Here is a 14,706-nt window from a genome sequence, read left to right on the forward strand (position 1 = left end):
CAGTTGTGGTTGGCTTGGCACGACCGCCCTCAATGGGCCGGCGTTGCGCCTGCCGATGTGGTGAACTTGTCGAAGAAGATCCGCTCGGTCTCGAAGCCGTTCATGAACAGCACCGGCTGCAGCGCATCGATCATCGGCGGCGGGCCACAGGCATGGACATCGCCCTGCCCGTCGACCGCCAGTTGCTTGAGCTTGGCATCGACACTCTGGTGCACGAAGCCACGCTCGCCTTGCCATTCGGCGTCGTCATTGGCGTGCGACAGCACGGGAATGAAGGTGACGTCGGAATGATTGCCGACCAGCTCGGCGATCCTGTCGAGATAGAACAGGTCGTTGCGGGTGCGGGCGCCGTAGAAGAAATAGACCGGACGTTTCTCGCCGCTCTTCAGGTGGTCGTTGAGGATCGACCAGATCGGCGACATGCCCGATCCGGCACCGACCAGGATCAGTGGTCCTTGCCGTTCGTCGCGGCGGAAGCAGGTTCCGTAGGGTCCGACGACGGTGACTTCGGCTCCGGCCCTGATGCCTCCGGAATCGAGTTCTCCCGAGAACTTTCCTTCGGGGTATTTTTTGATGATGAAGGAGAGTTTTTGGGTTTGGTCCGGCGTATTTGCCATGGAGAACGAGCGCGTAATCGTCTCCCCTTTTTGCGTGGTAACCGTGATGTCGACATATTGCCCCGCCCAAAACTTCATCGGCGAGCCGAGTTCGATCTCGATGCCGCGAATGTCGTGGGTCAGCTGCTCGATGCGAGCAATCCGGCCCTTGTACGTTTTAACGGCGATCGCCTTCGCCAGAATCTCCTCGTCGTAGTTGAGAAGCTCGACTTCCAGGTCGGAGTAGGCGATGCAACGGCACAACAGGACGTGCCCGCTTTCCTTCTCCATATCGTTCAGGGCGAAGGTCGAGTATTTCAGCATGTCGACTTCGCCTTCGAGCAGCACGCTTTTGCAGGCCGAGCACTGCCCTTCCTTGCAGCCGTGCGGCAGCGCGATGCCCTGACGAAACGCGGCGTTGAGCACCGTTTCGCCATTCTCGACATCGAACTCGACACCGACTGGGCTGAGCCTGACCGTGTGGGTTTCCGACATACGGACCTCCAGTGAGAGCAAGGGGCGGGACGAACCCGCCCCCTGGCCTGATCAGTTGCAGGGATTGATGGTGAAGCCGGCCCGGTATTCGGCCAGATGCTTCTCACGGTCCGCCGGCGACATGGCACGCAGGGCGTTGAGCGGCGATCCGAGCGTGTTGCCGCGCACATCGTCAAGCGTCCACATCTCCTTGTCGTCGAAGCGCAGATGCGGTTGTGGAACCAGCGTCTTGCCGTCGGAGCGGACGAAGTTCAGGTCCTTGATGGCATCAGCCAGGTCCCAGCCGTCATAGAGCGTCTCCCACTCGCGCTTGCCGCTGAAACGGCCCATCGCGGGCGTCGGACGGCCCTCATACTCGTCGTTGAAGGCGACCATCGTGGTCCAGCGGTCGAGCTCGTGAGCGAATGTGTAGAGTTCGCCGTTGATCTCGCCGACCACCATGTCCTCGCGGATCAGGCAGGGGACGAGGCAAGACCAGCAGCGGTGCGGATAGACGTAGCCGACGTCGCTGTTGAACAGCAGCACCTTCTCGCCCTTGTGGCTGAGCTTGGCGTACCATTTCCAGAAGTCGCCGAATTCGGCGTACCAGCCCGGATACTTGTGCTCGAACCACTCGAAGTCCTTGTCGGTCTGGGCCTCGATGCGCCAGAAATTGACCGGCCAGCCGACCGCGAAGAACTGCCCGACCTTGTGGACGTAGTTCTTCTTGGTGATGCGCTCCCAAGCCGCCTGGACGTCGTCGTGATGGACCTTGATGCCGTATTTCTCGAGCGGCAGCATGTAGGTGCGATAGTAGTCCTCATAGATCCAGCGGTGCCACATCTCCGCGTAGGACTCCTTGTTCTTGTCGCGGTTGGTGGTGCCGTATTCGATGAAGGTGCCGATGGCGGCATCGACGATCGCGTGGTTCTGCCAGAAGGCGTAGCGCAGGTCGCGTTCGAGCAGCAGATGGTTCTCCGGCTCCTTGAGTGCCGCCATCAGCAGCGAATGGCCATTGCCGATATGCCGGCTCTCGTCCGACTGCACCGACAGGAAGACGGTCGGCAGCGCATAGTCACCGTTGCGGGCGGCCTCCGAAGGCATGGCGACGAACAATGTGTTGGTGAAGGCGGTCTCGGCCACCACGGTCAGGTACATGCAGGCGGCGGTCATCGTGTCGCCGGTGATGAAGCCTTCGGCGAACTGGCGGCCGATGGTGGTGGCGTAGCACTTTCCGAAAGCTTCCTCGGTGATGTCGAAGCCGGCCGGATCGATGTAGTTCTCCATGTACCATTTCTTCAGATTCATCTGGATCGTCGAGTGACGGAACTCGTCGATCATCTGCATGGTGAAGCCGGTTCTGAGTTCCTCACCGGGCGCGATGCGGGCGACCATCGCCATCGAGCGGGCGGCGGAGATTTCCGGGAAGGGAATGATGGCCAGGAAGAGCTTCATCCACTCGACCCAGCGCGGTTCGACGTTGCGGAACATGTCGCCGCGCAATGCCGCGTCAAGCGCGCCATAGACGCGGTTGTCCTTCTCTTCCTGCATCGGGAAGTAGGACCGCAAAACCTGCTTCATCGGGTCGCGCGGCGTCTTGTTGATCTTGTAGTCGGTCGGAAACGTCATCGCTTCCTGCACGTAGGAAGGATTCCAGCCGAGATCGGCAATCTTCTTGGTCGCCTCGCCGACGGAGATTCCGCGTTGCGAGGTAATCTTGTTGAGCGTCAGAGACGTCATGGTCATAAGCCTCCACCAGGTTTGAGCCGCGGGTCCCTTGACCCCGGCATGAAGCGGCACAAAACGCCGCCAGTGAGAGTGCGAACGGCATGACAATGGGTTGCGCATCGACGCGCGACTCATGGTCCGGCCATTCAAGTGGATCGCGGCAAAGGTTCTCGAGGCGCTTGGCAGAAACCCGCGGCGCCAACCGCATATGCGATGGGCGTATCGAAGCGGAATGTGTCTCTGCTTCCTCCGTTCCTTCGTTCTTTTGGCACCGCGCCAAGCGCGATGGGCTTCTTATGAGAATGAGCAAAGCAAGCAGCGTGCCAATTCCAGAATAGCACTCATGGCCGGGGTTGAAAACAAGATCGCCACTCCTTCGGCACACAACCCGGCATCCGAATGTAACGTTTCTTTACACCTGTAAGTTACGCCTGTAATATTTGAAATATATTCGCACCTGCAACATATCTAGTTAGCAATCGCAGCAAATATCAAAATCCACATCAGCTGTTTAATTCTTCGTCTTTCTCCATTATTTGAAAGCCACAACCCATGAACGGGGGCTGCGCGCTGGAGAAAGACCATGCCGAACGATGAAGACAGAAGCGGGCCGCCCGGACCAATGTCCAGCCATGCCGAGGGCGTCGCCGGCGATCTTGTCAAGCTGATGCCTCGCGACCTGGTCTTCGTCATGCGTTTCATGGGCGAGAGCCAGCACCGCCTGCAGGCCCATTTCCAGCACTTCATCAGGGCCGAGCTCACCGCCGGTGGCGTCACCGCTGAGACGCATCCGATGATCCATCTGTTCATAGAAAGCCATGCGATCCTGTTGCGGGACTTCGTGTTTTCAGGTGTTTCGCTGACGCGTCAGTTCCGTGTCGAGGAGATCGAGCGCCTGACCGGGGACACGACGTCGATGATCCGCGTCGACATCTGGGACCAGCTCAAAAGCCACATCGAAACCGCCGAAAAGCAGTTCCAGTCGCAGGCCGGCACGCTGCCCAAATTGCTCTCGGCCTTCGAAAAACCACCCGGGCCTCTGGGGAGCGAAAAATGACCAAGGGATCCGAAACGGCCAGGCGTGACGCGCTGCTTGCGCGCCGACTCGATCTTGTCGCCAGCGTCTCGGCTCTCACCGCGGAAGCGTTGCGGCTCAACCAGAAGCGCGCCGGCATCGAAATGGACGTGCTGCGCCTGGAGCTGGAAATCGGCAGAAGCGGGGCCAGCGCGCAACTGGTGCGGGACTTGCATGATGCAGAGCAGAGCGCGGCGGCAATCATGCAGGCATGCGCGGCGTGCGAGCAACGCATTGTCGCGGCCGAAGGTGATGTGGATGACGTTGATCGCCGGCTTGCCGCAACGACGAACAAGGACTGATGGGAGAGAAAGCATGAACCAGCAGACGATGCAGAACCTGACCCTGTTCGACCTCTTGGCGCGCACCTGGCAACGACCGTCGGCGATCGCGGATCTGCGCTTCAGCGCCGACGGCTCTGCTGTCGCTTTCACTTCGGTGGACGGAACCGTCGCCATTGCCGCGGTGGCGGACAACGAGCCGCCGGAAGCGCGGATCCGGGTGAGCAACGATCTCGGCCAGACGACGATCCGCCCCCGGGAAAAGCCCGCAGTGCCATTGATCGCCACGGCGGCATTCGCCGAGGGCGATGTCCCGCTCACCACCCATCCGCATTCCGGCTTTCTGGTTGGCGCGGCCAGTGGCGAGGTGCTGCATCTGACCGCCGGCGGTGAAGTCGCGAACCCTCTGGTCAGGATAGACGGGCCGATCGTCGCGATCGACCACAGCGCGAGGGCTGGCAAGACAGCCGTCAGCAACGGGCATGATGTCTTCCTCTCGCAAAGCGAAAGCGGCGCCACGCGACTGGAACGCGATGAGACATCGCCGACAGATTCCCTTGCCTTCTCGCCAGGCGGCCGGCGCCTCGCCTTGGGCCTTGGCGAGGGGCTGTCGATCTGGGCGGTCGAAGGCGACGCGGCCTTGATACGCGATGTTTCCCTCCCGGCACGCCCGGTGTCGATCCGATGGAGCCGTGACGGCACGTGGCTGGCCTGCGGGCTGGAGACGGGAGGCCTTGGCCTGGTGAGCGCCGCCGATGGCCAAGCTGACATCGTCGAGGGATTCCCCTCGCCTGTTCGGACCGTGTGCTGGAGCTCGCCGGCAAATGCGCTGTTTGCCTCGGGCGCGTTCAGGATCGCTGGCTGGTCGATGACCGCCCCGCCGGTTGGCGGCGAAACCTCGGGTGCGTTGGAAACGGGTCGCGCCGGGCTGGTTCTGGTCGAGGTGGTGGCGGCGCACCCGGAAAAGAAGCTGATCGCGGCAGGCTACGCCAATGGCCGCGTCACCGTCGCCCAGGTCGGCATGCGTGACGAGCTCCTCGTCAGACCGCTGGGCAGCGCGGTAACGGCGCTTGCCTGGTCGGGCGATGGACGGCATCTGGCGATGGGCGCCGTCGACGGCACCGCCGCGATCGTCACCTTCCCCGCGCAGATGTTCAAATAGCGGACGCTGTCCGCATGACACAGGAGGATGAAATGCAGACCGAACTCACCGCAGAGGACAAAAGCAAGGACGAATTTTTCGAACGGCTTGCGGATCTGTCGGAAGAAATGGTGGCCAAGCACGGCAAGGATTTCAGCATGGGGGCGCTGGTGCTGGCCGCCCGCTGGATCGCCGAGAACCGCGTCGGCAAGCTAAAGACCAATTAGCAATTACAGGAAAGTGTGAAGCGGTTTTCCCAGAGGAATTGCGTAAAAACAAATAGTTGGAGCAGTTCGCCGTTTCCATGAAATGGCGAACTGCTCCAGCTTGGGAAAGTGAAGGTCAGGGCGGTGATGTCGACCAGTCCCGCACGATTGGACCGCTTGCCGAAGGTGCATGGCTATCGAGCGCGGTTTTTGCAGGCTTCAAGTTTCATCCCTGTTTGGGATGCGGCCCGGCGGGCCAAGCAATTGAGCGACCCAGCGCGTCGATGGCGATTGCATGCAATAGGTGAGCACTGCGATGGTGATGGGAACGCCTATGAACGCACCGAACACACCCCACAGAAAAGACCAGAAGAATACCGAGAACAAGACCACAAAAGGCGATACCGCCAATGCGTAGCCAGCCACCCGCGGCTCGATGTAGCTGCCGATCGCGAACTGGATGACATTGAGGCCGGCGAAGATCGTTATGGCGGCCTGCGGTGACCCGAATTGCGCCAGGGCATAAAGCGTGGGCAAGGACGTCGCAACGAGCGGGCCTATGAACGGAATATAGTTCAGCGTGAAGGCGATGACGCCCCATTCGGCTGCAAATCTCAGGCCGAAGACGGCTGAGAGCGCCCAAACCATCGAGCCCGTTGCAAGGCTCATCAGCGTCCTGACCAGCATATAGCGGCGCAACTTCGATGCCGTCTGGACACTTCCATCGATCAGCACGCTCGCGGTGCCGGGGTCTAACGCCGCACGGGCATTGTCAGCGATCGTCTTGGTGTCAAGCAGGCCCAGCAAGACATAGACGACAACCACGATCCAGAACGAGATCATTGTGTTCAGCCGCGCCGTCACGCCTTGCGCTATCCGCACGAGCCAACCCACGTTGAAATGCTCGGCCCATACCCCGGCCACAACGATACCATGGCCCTCAAGCCAATCGGCAAGCTGGCCGTAAAGCAACTGGAAGCGGGCACTGTCGGCAATGACCGATCGACCTATGCGGCTAAATCCCCAGGTCGCGGCCGATGCAAACACGAAAAAGCCAAGGACGACGACGCAGACGACAACCGCCAGAGCGAGTAGCTTTGGAAGAAATCGCTGCAAATTCTGTTGCAAGGGCCATACGAGCGCTATCAGGAACAGAGCACAGGCGACGGGCGCCAAAACCGAGGCCGCGGTGTAGAGCGCTGTCACCACGGCGATTATCGCCAGGATGCAGATAGGTGCGACAAGCGCTCGTTCTGTCATGATATGATTTCGGACCTCGCGTGCAGCGATTGCATCGCAGACACTTCTAGAACATCGCGGGAGACAGGCAGACTTTCGGAGCAACAACACAAGACAGCACTATCATACATGACACTTGCTGCCGAAAGCCTGCAAATAGCGTTATTCGGATCAATTCCGACGGGTCGAAATCGCGGCAACATCAATTGCCGCCATGCGCGAAGGAGAACAGGGGCAGGATGCGACGATGCTCCGGCCCCAGTTCCACCGGGCGTTCAGCAACGCCTCGTGACAGGCCGTCCGTTGCGGTCACGTATCTTGTGGCCCCACCGGTCGCGAGCCCAGCATTCGCGAGGCGCCGTGGCAGCGCCGACGACGGCACCCGTGCCTCCGCCGATTGCCGCGCCCACGAGCGCCCCACGACTACCGTTGGCAAGGCCGCCTATGACCGCACCAGTGCCTGCGCCGGCCAAGGCCGTGCCTGCGGTCCGCTGTTCAGTAGCCGTGCATCCTGACGCCAGTACGGCCAACACAGCAGCAAAAGCAATCTTGCGCATTCTCTATTCTCCGAACGATTTCGCATAGCTCTGAATTAGAGCTATCATCTTGAATTATTTATTATTTCAACAGGAGGCACATGAGCGGGAAATCCAAAAAATGTGTCCTCCGTCTCTGATTCATCTGGCTCCAGCTCAAGCCCGAAACGATGGGATCGTGGGCACGCCAGAGGCCGCCCGATGATGACGCGCGCACTTTTGGGTTGACAGGATGCCGCCGCGGCCTCTTGGGCACCGGGAGTGTCGAGGTGGGGCCATGTTCCCACCTCGACCAGCTCAACAACGTCCGCGCCTTGTCCTTGACGGTCAATAATCGACGGCGTCGCGGATGATCGGACAGGTCATGCAGTGACCGCCGCCACGTCCACGCCCGAGTTCGGCGCCGGTGATGGTGATGACCTCGATGCCTTCCTTGCGAAGCAGCGTGTTGGTGTAGGTATTGCGGTCATAGGCGAACACCACGCCTGGCGAGGCACAGACAAGGTTGGCGCCGCTGTCCCACTGGGTGCGCTCACGCATGTAATCGTTGCCGCCGGTTTGAACGACGCGCATCTTCTTGAGACCAAGCGCATCGCGCACCGTCTCGACGAAACTGCCCTTGTCCTTGTGGAGTTCGACGCCGCCCTTCCCGTCGGGGCGATAGGAGAATGCATCGATGCCATCGACGATGTCCGGATACAGCAGGACGCAGTCACGATCGGCAAAGGTGAACACCGTGTCGAGGTGCATCGCCGCGCGCAGCTTGGGCATTGCCGCCACGATCACACGCTCGGCAGCTCCCTTCTCGAACAGGGCCGCCGCCACCTGGCTGATGGCCTGGCGCGAGGTGCGCTCGCTCATGCCGATAAGCACATTGCCCTTGCCGATCGGCATGACGTCTCCGCCCTCGAATGTGGCAAGCCCCCAATCCTGGGTCGGGTCACCCCACCAGACATTGACCTTGCCAGCGAAGTCGGGGTGGAACTTGTATATAGAGGTGGTGAGGATGGTCTCCTCGTGGCGCGCGGGCCAGTAAAGGGCGTTCAGCGTCACGCCGCCATAGATCCAGCAGGTGGTGTCGCGGGTATAGAGCGTGTTCGGCAGCGGGGGCAGCAGATATTCGTTGACGCCGGCGGCGTCACGGATCAGCGCCAGTTGTTCGCCGCCGATGCTTTCCGGGAATTCGAAGGTCGACAGCCCGCCGATCAGCGTCTCGGCGAGCTCGCGATTGGAGAGGCCCTCGAGATAGGAACGAACCTCGTCGATCAGGCCGAGGCCGACCTGGTTCGGGACGACCTGCTGGTCGAGGATCCACTTCTTGGCTTCCGGGATGGCGACCGTCTCGGCCAGCAGATTGTGCATCTCGACCACCTCGACGCCTCTGTCGCGCATCTTGGTCATGAAGTCGAAATGATCGCGCTTGGCATTGTCCACCCAGAGCACGTCGTCGAAGAGGAGAGCGTCACAATTGCTGGGTGTCAGTCGCTGGTGGGCCCGGCCGGGGGCGCACACCATGACCTTGCGCAACTGACCAACCTCGGAATGAACGCCGAATGGAGTATTGTTTGTCATGACCTTCCTGCCTTCTGTTCAAGGTGCGATGGCGCCTGTCAGCAGCCCGTAGGCTCCGATCAGGCCAGCGATGAGCGTCACGGCGAACACGAAAAGTTCGGCGAGCGTGAACAGCTGCAATTTCTGCTCGCGCCGCGCCCAGACATAGAGGATGGTTCCGGGCACGAAGAGGACGGCGACAAGCAGCACGTATTTGAGCCCGGCGGCGACGAACATGAAGATCGTGTAGATCGCCGCGATCCAGGCGAAGATCTGGTCGCGGCCGCGCTGATCCGGCGTCTTTTCATAGCCAACGCCGCTGCGGGCGAGCAGGATGCCGTAGCCGGCCACCAGCAGGTAGGGCAGCAGCGCGGTGACGCTCGTCATGTCGAGCATGAAGTTGAACGCATCCCGGGACCAGTAGGTGGAGATCACGAAGAGCGATACGACGATGTTGGTCAGCCAGAGTGCGTTGGCGGGAACCCTGTTGCCATTCTGCGCCGCGAAGAGCTTTGGCATGTCCTGCGACTTTGCCGCCGCGAACAGCACCTCGGCGCAGATGAGGGACCAGGCCAGATAGGCGCCGAGCACCGAGACCAGAACGCCGATCGAGATGAAGACCGCACCCCAGTGACCGACGACCGCCTCGAGAACGCCGGCCATCGACGGCTGCTGGACACCGGCGATGGCTGATTGCGGCAGTGCCGCGTAGGGCAGCAGCGTGACCGCCACCATCAGGCCGGTGACGCCGACGAAGCCGAGGATCGTCGCCGTTCCGACGTCGGAACGCACCTTGGCAAAGCGGGAATAGACGCTGGCGCCCTCGATGCCAAGGAAGACGAAGACCGTGATCAGCATCGTGTCGCGCACCTGGGCGATCAGCGACTTCGGCGGCATGTCCAGCCCGCCGAAGAAATTCTCGCGGAACTGCCCGAAATGGAAGAAGAAGATCAGGAGCAGGATGAAGACCAGGATCGGCACGATCTTGGCGATCGTCACGATAGTGTTGATGAAGGTCGCCTGCTCGACGCCGCGAAGGATCATGAAGTGGAAAGCCCAGATGCCGATCAGCGACACGATGATCGCGATGGCGCTGCTGCCGTCCCCAAAAATGCCGGGAAAGAACCGCCCCAGCGTCGAGCCGATGAGCACCCAATAGAAGACGTTGCCCAGGCAACTGCCAAGCCAGTAGCCGAAGGCGGACAGGAAGCCCATGTAGTTGCCGAAGCCGGCCTTGGCATAGGCGAAGACGCCTGAGTCGATGTCTGGCCTCTTCTCGGCCAACGCCTGGAACACCCGCGCCAGCATGTACATGCCGGTTCCCGCAATTGCCCAGGCGATGATCGCGCCGAACGGACCTGTCGCGGTCGCGAACCGGCCAGGCAGATTGAAAATGCCCGCGCCGACCATCGATCCCACAACCATGCTGGTCAGCGCAAACAGCGAAAGCTTCTGATTTTCGTTTGAAGCCATGAACCTCTCTCCTGGCTGCGCGAACCAGAGTTCGCGATCAGACGCCTCGCCGACACGTCTCGATCCAGCAAGGTTATGTACGATCAGAAGCAGTAAATCCGGACATCGGCAACCGGTTACGCGAGGCGCGGCAAAGGTTTGGGACGTCATGTATACTGGCGGGATTTTATGCCAATCACATGGGCGTCAGACTCGGGCTAGGTTGCAGGGGCGACAAAGAGACCTCCTGAACGGTCCATCGGCCAAAGGAATTGTTGATCCATTCGATGAACTCAGCCGTTCAGCAGAAATTCTCGATATGGACCCTGACGGCCATGGTCGTCGGTTCGATGGTCGGCGCTGGTATCTTCTCGTTGCCACAGGCCTTCGGCCGCGAAACCGGCCCGTTCGGGGCCCTGATCGCCTGGGCCATTGCCGGCGTCGGCATGCTGATGCTGGCGTTCGTCTTCCAGACCTTGTCGCTTCGCAAGCCAGATCTCGACGCGGGCGTATACGCCTATGCCAAGGCTGGCTTTGGCAACTATCTCGGCTTCCTCTCGGCCCTCGGTTACTGGTCTGCCGCCGTTCTCGGCAACGTCTCTTATTTCGTGCTGATAAAGTCGACGCTCGGGCTTTTCTTTCCCGTGTTTGGCGACGGCAATACCGTCACGGCGATCGTCATTTCCTCGATGCTTCTGTGGATCGTGCATTCGCTGGTCCTGCGCGGCGTCAAGGAAGCGGCGGCGATCAATACCGTCGTTACTTACGCCAAGATCATTCCGATCTTTCTCTTTATCGTTTTCGTCATCTACGGCTTCAAGGCCGATATCTTCACAGCCAATTTCTGGGGCGGGGATGAAGTCAGCGTCGGCAACATCGCGAGCCAGGTTCGTGGGACGATGCTGGTGACCGTATTCGTCTTTGTCGGAATCGAAGGCGCGAGCGTCTATTCGCGTTACGCACGCAACCGCAGGGATGTCGGGGTCGCGACGCTCCTTGGTTTCCTCGGCGTGCTGTGCCTGCTTGTGCTGGTGACCATCCTGTCCTACGGGATCATGCTTCGTCCCGAGCTGACAGCGCTGCGCAATCCATCCATGGCCGGCGTATTGGAGGCGGTGGTCGGACCATGGGGCGCCAAGTTCGTCAGCTTCGGCCTGCTGATCTCCGTTGCCGGCGCCTATCTGTCCTGGGTGCTGCTGGCCGCCGAAATCCTGTTCACCGCATCACATCACCAGAGCATGCCGCGTTTTCTTGCGCACAAGAACAAGCATGGTGTGCCGTCGCGGGCGCTCTGGCTGACCAATACGGTCGTGCAGGTCTTTCTGATCCTGACGCTCTTTGCTCAACAGGCTTTCAGGCTCGCGCTCGAGCTCACCAGTTCCATGATCCTCATCCCTTACCTTCTCGTCGCCGCCTACGGGTTCAAGCTCGCATGGAGTGGTGAGAGCTACGAAAACGACCCCACGGCGCGGCGTGTCGATTTCGCAAGGGCAGCAATAGCATTGGTGTATACGGCCGGTCTCATCTACGCCGCCAGCGCCAAGCACCTGCTGCTCTCGGCCGTCATCTACGGACCGGGTACGATCCTCTTTGTCATGGCTCGGAAGGAGCGCGGGCAGAGGATATTTACTCCCGTTGAGATGGGGATGTTCGTCGTCGCCGCACTTGGCGCGGTCGCCGCAATCTACGGCATCCTTGCCGGCCTCATCGCGGTCTAGGGCCCAAAGCTGTTTCGCAGCAGAAGACCGCTCAATGTGTGCGCCCTGCTGTCGGCGTGACTGATGTGCTGCAAGGTCGCGGCCTGGGCGCCACGCCAGCCTTCCGCGCGTGCCTCCTTTGGCGTGATGCCGAATTCCTTCCTGAACATCCGGCTGTATGCCGATGGATCCGTGAAGCCCCAATCCCCGGCAACGGTGGAGATCGGTCGCCCATCCAGACTGTCAGCAAGTATATCGCGTGTCTTGATGAGACGTTTGTGGCGAATATAATTCGAAACACCTCCAGCGGTTTCAAATATCCGGTAGAGGCGGGAGCGGGACACGCCGAGGTCGCGGCAAAGCCTGTCGGGTGTCAAGTTCCGATCGCTCAGGTTCTTTGCAATGATCTTGGCGGCGCGCTCGACGATCACGGCGTCGATCACACGCTGTGCCTCGATGATGCGCTCATGCGACGGCAACAGGCACGCGGCCAGCAGATTGGTGGTCGCAGTGGCAATGTGCGGTATGTCCACCGCTTTCAGATCGGGAAGCGAGCGGTGCAGCAGCAGCACATAGTCCGCCAGGAAACGTTTCGACTCCTCGCGAATTTCAATCCTGGATGATTGGATGAAAGGCAGATCTCGGGGCAAGAAAAGCGCAAGGAGGGCATCATGCTCCATCATGCATTCGTAGGGCTCTGCAAAAGATTGCAGGGTCGTTTTCACGACCTGCCAATTTCCAGGATGCCTGCCCTTGGACAAGGGCAGGCTCAAATACCAATTGTCTACCGAAGGGTTTTTCAAATGCCGCCAGCGCCAGCGACAGCGGTAGGCATTGCCGGGCAATTCGAGGAACATGACACCCAACGTTCCCAAATCCCACACCGTCTCATGTGCTGGAAACGAATGGCTCTGTTCTTGCAGAAGTTCGGCGTCGGCAACACCTTGATGCCAGCTTCGAAACAGGTCGAATTGCTCGGCGGGTGGTGCTGTGAAGGTGTCCATGTCGACGACGCATTGCAGGGGCTCGTCATCTGCTTTTCCGGATCGCCCGGCGGCATTATCCTTGGCATCCATGACAACTCTCCGTCTTATCGGTGCAACACGGATCACGTCTTCTTCATGATAACCTAGCCGCCTCAAGCAGACCAGTTGCCGAGAACTAATGTAGCGCGTGCCAGTTTCGCAGCATCGAAATCACATTAACCAATCGTTAAACTGTTATCCGATCTTTCTGATTGATCTGCCGGCTAATCCGCGGACCGATCCTGATCGCGTACATCGAAGCCGCGGAGGCGGTTGTATCGTACCCGGCGCTTTCACATGAGTTGCGGGCGGCTGTCCTTCAGTATGCAAAGCATCCCAATCATAGACCACCAGTCCATTTTTCTTGCCTGAGGCTGTACTCCCTGAAACGTCCGGTGGACTAATGCCCGATCACCATGCGCTCAACGGGGATCGGCAGAGATGATCTGCCGTCCTTGTAGGCGTCACCGCGAGATCCGCAGCATGATCCTGATCGGCAAGGGGCACAGCCATGGCGAATGAAACCAGCGAGGGCCTCGGCCGTCGGAACTTCATGATCGCATCCGTCGCCACGATCGGCGCTGCCGCTGCGCTCATGGCCGGACCGGCGCAGGCACAGACGGGCTCGGCACCTGCGACCGCGTCCCCCGCCGGCACGTCGGGAACCGTCTACACCGGCGATGTCATCGACGGAAAGAAGGTCATCAGTTCGCTTGACATCTCGGATCTGGAACCGGGCAAGCACAGCTTTTATTTCCAGGGCGTCCAAATGCCGACGGGCCAGCACTGGTACGTCTCGGTGATGGTCGCCAAGGGGGCAGCGCCGGGCAAACGTCTGGGGCTGATGAGCGGCGTGCATGGCGATGAAATGAGCCCTATCCACACCGTGCAATCCGTCATGCGTGAGCTCGATCCGGCCGCGATGTCGGGATCCGTGGTTGCGGTATTCGACATTTCGCGCCCCGCAATGGAAGGCATGGAACGGAGATGGCCGAATTCAGGGCGCGGGATCGACCTGATCGACATCAACCGGCTGTTCCCTGGCAATGAAGGCGCACCCGACGCGCCGTCGCGCCACGCCGGCCTCATATTCAACCGGCTTCTGCGGCCAAACCTCGACTACGGTATCGATTTCCATACAGCAGCCACGGGCATGGACGCGACGGCCTTCCACCTTGCTCGCATGGATTTCCCCGAAGTGCGGGCGATGGCGGAGCTCTATCCGGTCGACCAGATTTTCGACAACCTGGGTGAGCATGGTCTTCTCGCCAATGCTCTCATCGATGCCGGCATCCCGGCCTTCACGCCCGAAATCGGCAAGCCGCGGGTCTTCGATCACGATAAGATCGCCCTGTTCGTCGAAGGGACGATGAACGTCATCAAGCATCACGGAATAATTTCAGGCCCTATCGGCAGAACCAGCAAGGATACGAACGTTTTCGTCGCGGACGGCATGTTTCCCGTGATCGCGACGCATGGCGGTTTCGTCGAATTGTTGGTCGAACTCAATGAAACCGTTCGGCCCGGACAGAAAGTTGCCGTCCAGAGGAACACCTTCGGTGAAATCGTCGCGGAATATTCCGTGTCTCTCGGCGGCGAAGTCGGCGCCAGGCGGACCGATGCAACAGCCGAGCCGGGAACTCCGATCGTATTCCTCATCTTCGACAGCGCCAATCCTGTCGGCGGAGATGTGCTGGTCGAGTGA

General features: G+C 60.3%; 13 protein-coding genes. 6 read left to right on the forward strand and 7 right to left on the reverse strand.

Annotation, left to right across the window (positions count from 1 at the left end; genetic code table 11):
- Nucleotides 1-29: 29 nt before the first annotated feature.
- Together EB231_RS28555 and EB231_RS28560 are read right to left on the reverse strand one after the other, a co-directional pair.
- Nucleotides 30-1,091 (reverse strand): NADH:ubiquinone reductase (Na(+)-transporting) subunit F, encoded by a 1,062-nt coding sequence (locus tag EB231_RS28555; RefSeq protein ID WP_140775159.1) that lies wholly within the window; start codon nt 1,089-1,091, stop codon nt 30-32.
- Between the two features lie 51 nt (nt 1,092-1,142).
- On the reverse strand, nt 1,143-2,816 hold the full coding sequence (locus EB231_RS28560; protein WP_196772366.1) for an aromatic/alkene/methane monooxygenase hydroxylase/oxygenase subunit alpha: 1,674 nt from the start codon (nt 2,814-2,816) through the stop codon (nt 1,143-1,145).
- A gap of 565 nt (nt 2,817-3,381) precedes the next feature.
- Between EB231_RS28560 and EB231_RS28565 the strand changes: the two genes are divergently transcribed.
- From EB231_RS28565 to EB231_RS28580, 4 genes are read left to right on the forward strand one after another with little or no spacing between them, the layout of a single operon-like run.
- Nucleotides 3,382-3,855, forward strand: a complete 474-nt coding sequence (locus EB231_RS28565; protein ID WP_172351753.1) for a hypothetical protein — start codon at nt 3,382-3,384, stop codon at nt 3,853-3,855.
- Entirely contained in the window at nt 3,852-4,175 is a 324-nt protein-coding gene (locus EB231_RS28570; RefSeq protein WP_172351754.1) for a hypothetical protein, read from the forward strand. Before EB231_RS28565 ends, EB231_RS28570 begins: the two co-directional genes overlap by 4 nt.
- A 13-nt stretch (nt 4,176-4,188) precedes the next feature.
- On the forward strand, nt 4,189-5,316 hold the full coding sequence (locus EB231_RS28575) for a WD40 repeat domain-containing protein (protein ID WP_172351755.1): 1,128 nt from the start codon (nt 4,189-4,191) through the stop codon (nt 5,314-5,316).
- Nucleotides 5,317-5,348: 32 nt separating this feature from the next.
- On the forward strand, nt 5,349-5,522 hold the full coding sequence (locus tag EB231_RS28580; protein ID WP_172351756.1) for a hypothetical protein: 174 nt from the start codon (nt 5,349-5,351) through the stop codon (nt 5,520-5,522).
- 198 nt (nt 5,523-5,720) lie between these two features.
- Here the strand turns inward: EB231_RS28580 and EB231_RS28585 are convergent, their stop codons facing one another.
- From EB231_RS28585 to EB231_RS28600, 4 genes are all read right to left on the reverse strand, one after another.
- A complete protein-coding gene (locus EB231_RS28585) occupies nt 5,721-6,761 on the reverse strand; it encodes an AI-2E family transporter (RefSeq protein ID WP_172351757.1) in 1,041 nt (346 codons plus the stop codon).
- Nucleotides 6,762-7,015: 254 nt separating this feature from the next.
- Nucleotides 7,016-7,297, reverse strand: a complete 282-nt coding sequence (locus EB231_RS28590) for a YMGG-like glycine zipper-containing protein (RefSeq protein WP_172351758.1) — start codon at nt 7,295-7,297, stop codon at nt 7,016-7,018.
- A gap of 306 nt (nt 7,298-7,603) precedes the next feature.
- A complete protein-coding gene (gene arcA / locus EB231_RS28595; RefSeq protein ID WP_172351759.1) occupies nt 7,604-8,848 on the reverse strand; it encodes an arginine deiminase in 1,245 nt (414 codons plus the stop codon).
- Nucleotides 8,849-8,866: 18 nt separating this feature from the next.
- Entirely contained in the window at nt 8,867-10,300 is a 1,434-nt protein-coding gene (locus tag EB231_RS28600; protein ID WP_172351760.1) for a basic amino acid/polyamine antiporter, read from the reverse strand.
- A gap of 266 nt (nt 10,301-10,566) precedes the next feature.
- Here EB231_RS28600 and EB231_RS28605 point away from each other — a divergent pair, with 266 nt between their 5' ends.
- Complete coding sequence (locus tag EB231_RS28605) at nt 10,567-11,997, forward strand: basic amino acid/polyamine antiporter (RefSeq protein WP_172351761.1); 1,431 nt, start codon at nt 10,567-10,569, stop codon at nt 11,995-11,997.
- On the opposite strand, the gene EB231_RS28610 is transcribed toward EB231_RS28605, so the two are convergent.
- On the reverse strand, nt 11,994-13,052 hold the full coding sequence (locus EB231_RS28610; protein WP_172351762.1) for a helix-turn-helix domain-containing protein: 1,059 nt from the start codon (nt 13,050-13,052) through the stop codon (nt 11,994-11,996). The genes EB231_RS28605 and EB231_RS28610 overlap by 4 nt on opposite strands.
- Before the next feature lie 460 nt (nt 13,053-13,512).
- Here EB231_RS28610 and EB231_RS28615 point away from each other — a divergent pair, with 460 nt between their 5' ends.
- Entirely contained in the window at nt 13,513-14,706 is a 1,194-nt protein-coding gene (locus EB231_RS28615; RefSeq protein WP_172351763.1) for a M14 family metallopeptidase, read from the forward strand.

The organism is Mesorhizobium sp. NZP2298 (genome assembly GCF_013170825.1).
GTDB lineage: Bacteria > Pseudomonadota > Alphaproteobacteria > Rhizobiales > Rhizobiaceae > Mesorhizobium.

Excerpts from the sequence above, each read along its gene's own strand:
- EB231_RS28555 (WP_140775159.1), bottom strand. The coding sequence starts at position 1,091 with ATGTCGGAAACCCACACGGTCAGGCTCAGCCCAGTCGGTGTCGAGTTC.
- EB231_RS28560 (WP_196772366.1), bottom strand. The coding sequence starts at position 2,816 with ATGACCATGACGTCTCTGACGCTCAACAAGATTACCTCGCAACGCGGA.
- EB231_RS28565 (WP_172351753.1), top strand. The coding sequence starts at position 3,382 with ATGCCGAACGATGAAGACAGAAGCGGGCCGCCCGGACCAATGTCCAGC.
- EB231_RS28570 (WP_172351754.1), top strand. The coding sequence starts at position 3,852 with ATGACCAAGGGATCCGAAACGGCCAGGCGTGACGCGCTGCTTGCGCGC.
- EB231_RS28575 (WP_172351755.1), top strand. The coding sequence starts at position 4,189 with ATGAACCAGCAGACGATGCAGAACCTGACCCTGTTCGACCTCTTGGCG.
- EB231_RS28580 (WP_172351756.1), top strand. The coding sequence starts at position 5,349 with ATGCAGACCGAACTCACCGCAGAGGACAAAAGCAAGGACGAATTTTTC.
- EB231_RS28585 (WP_172351757.1), bottom strand. The coding sequence starts at position 6,761 with ATGACAGAACGAGCGCTTGTCGCACCTATCTGCATCCTGGCGATAATC.
- EB231_RS28590 (WP_172351758.1), bottom strand. The coding sequence starts at position 7,297 with ATGCGCAAGATTGCTTTTGCTGCTGTGTTGGCCGTACTGGCGTCAGGA.
- arcA (WP_172351759.1), bottom strand. The coding sequence starts at position 8,848 with ATGACAAACAATACTCCATTCGGCGTTCATTCCGAGGTTGGTCAGTTG.
- EB231_RS28600 (WP_172351760.1), bottom strand. The coding sequence starts at position 10,300 with ATGGCTTCAAACGAAAATCAGAAGCTTTCGCTGTTTGCGCTGACCAGC.
- EB231_RS28605 (WP_172351761.1), top strand. The coding sequence starts at position 10,567 with ATGAACTCAGCCGTTCAGCAGAAATTCTCGATATGGACCCTGACGGCC.
- EB231_RS28610 (WP_172351762.1), bottom strand. The coding sequence starts at position 13,052 with ATGGATGCCAAGGATAATGCCGCCGGGCGATCCGGAAAAGCAGATGAC.
- EB231_RS28615 (WP_172351763.1), top strand. The coding sequence starts at position 13,513 with ATGGCGAATGAAACCAGCGAGGGCCTCGGCCGTCGGAACTTCATGATC.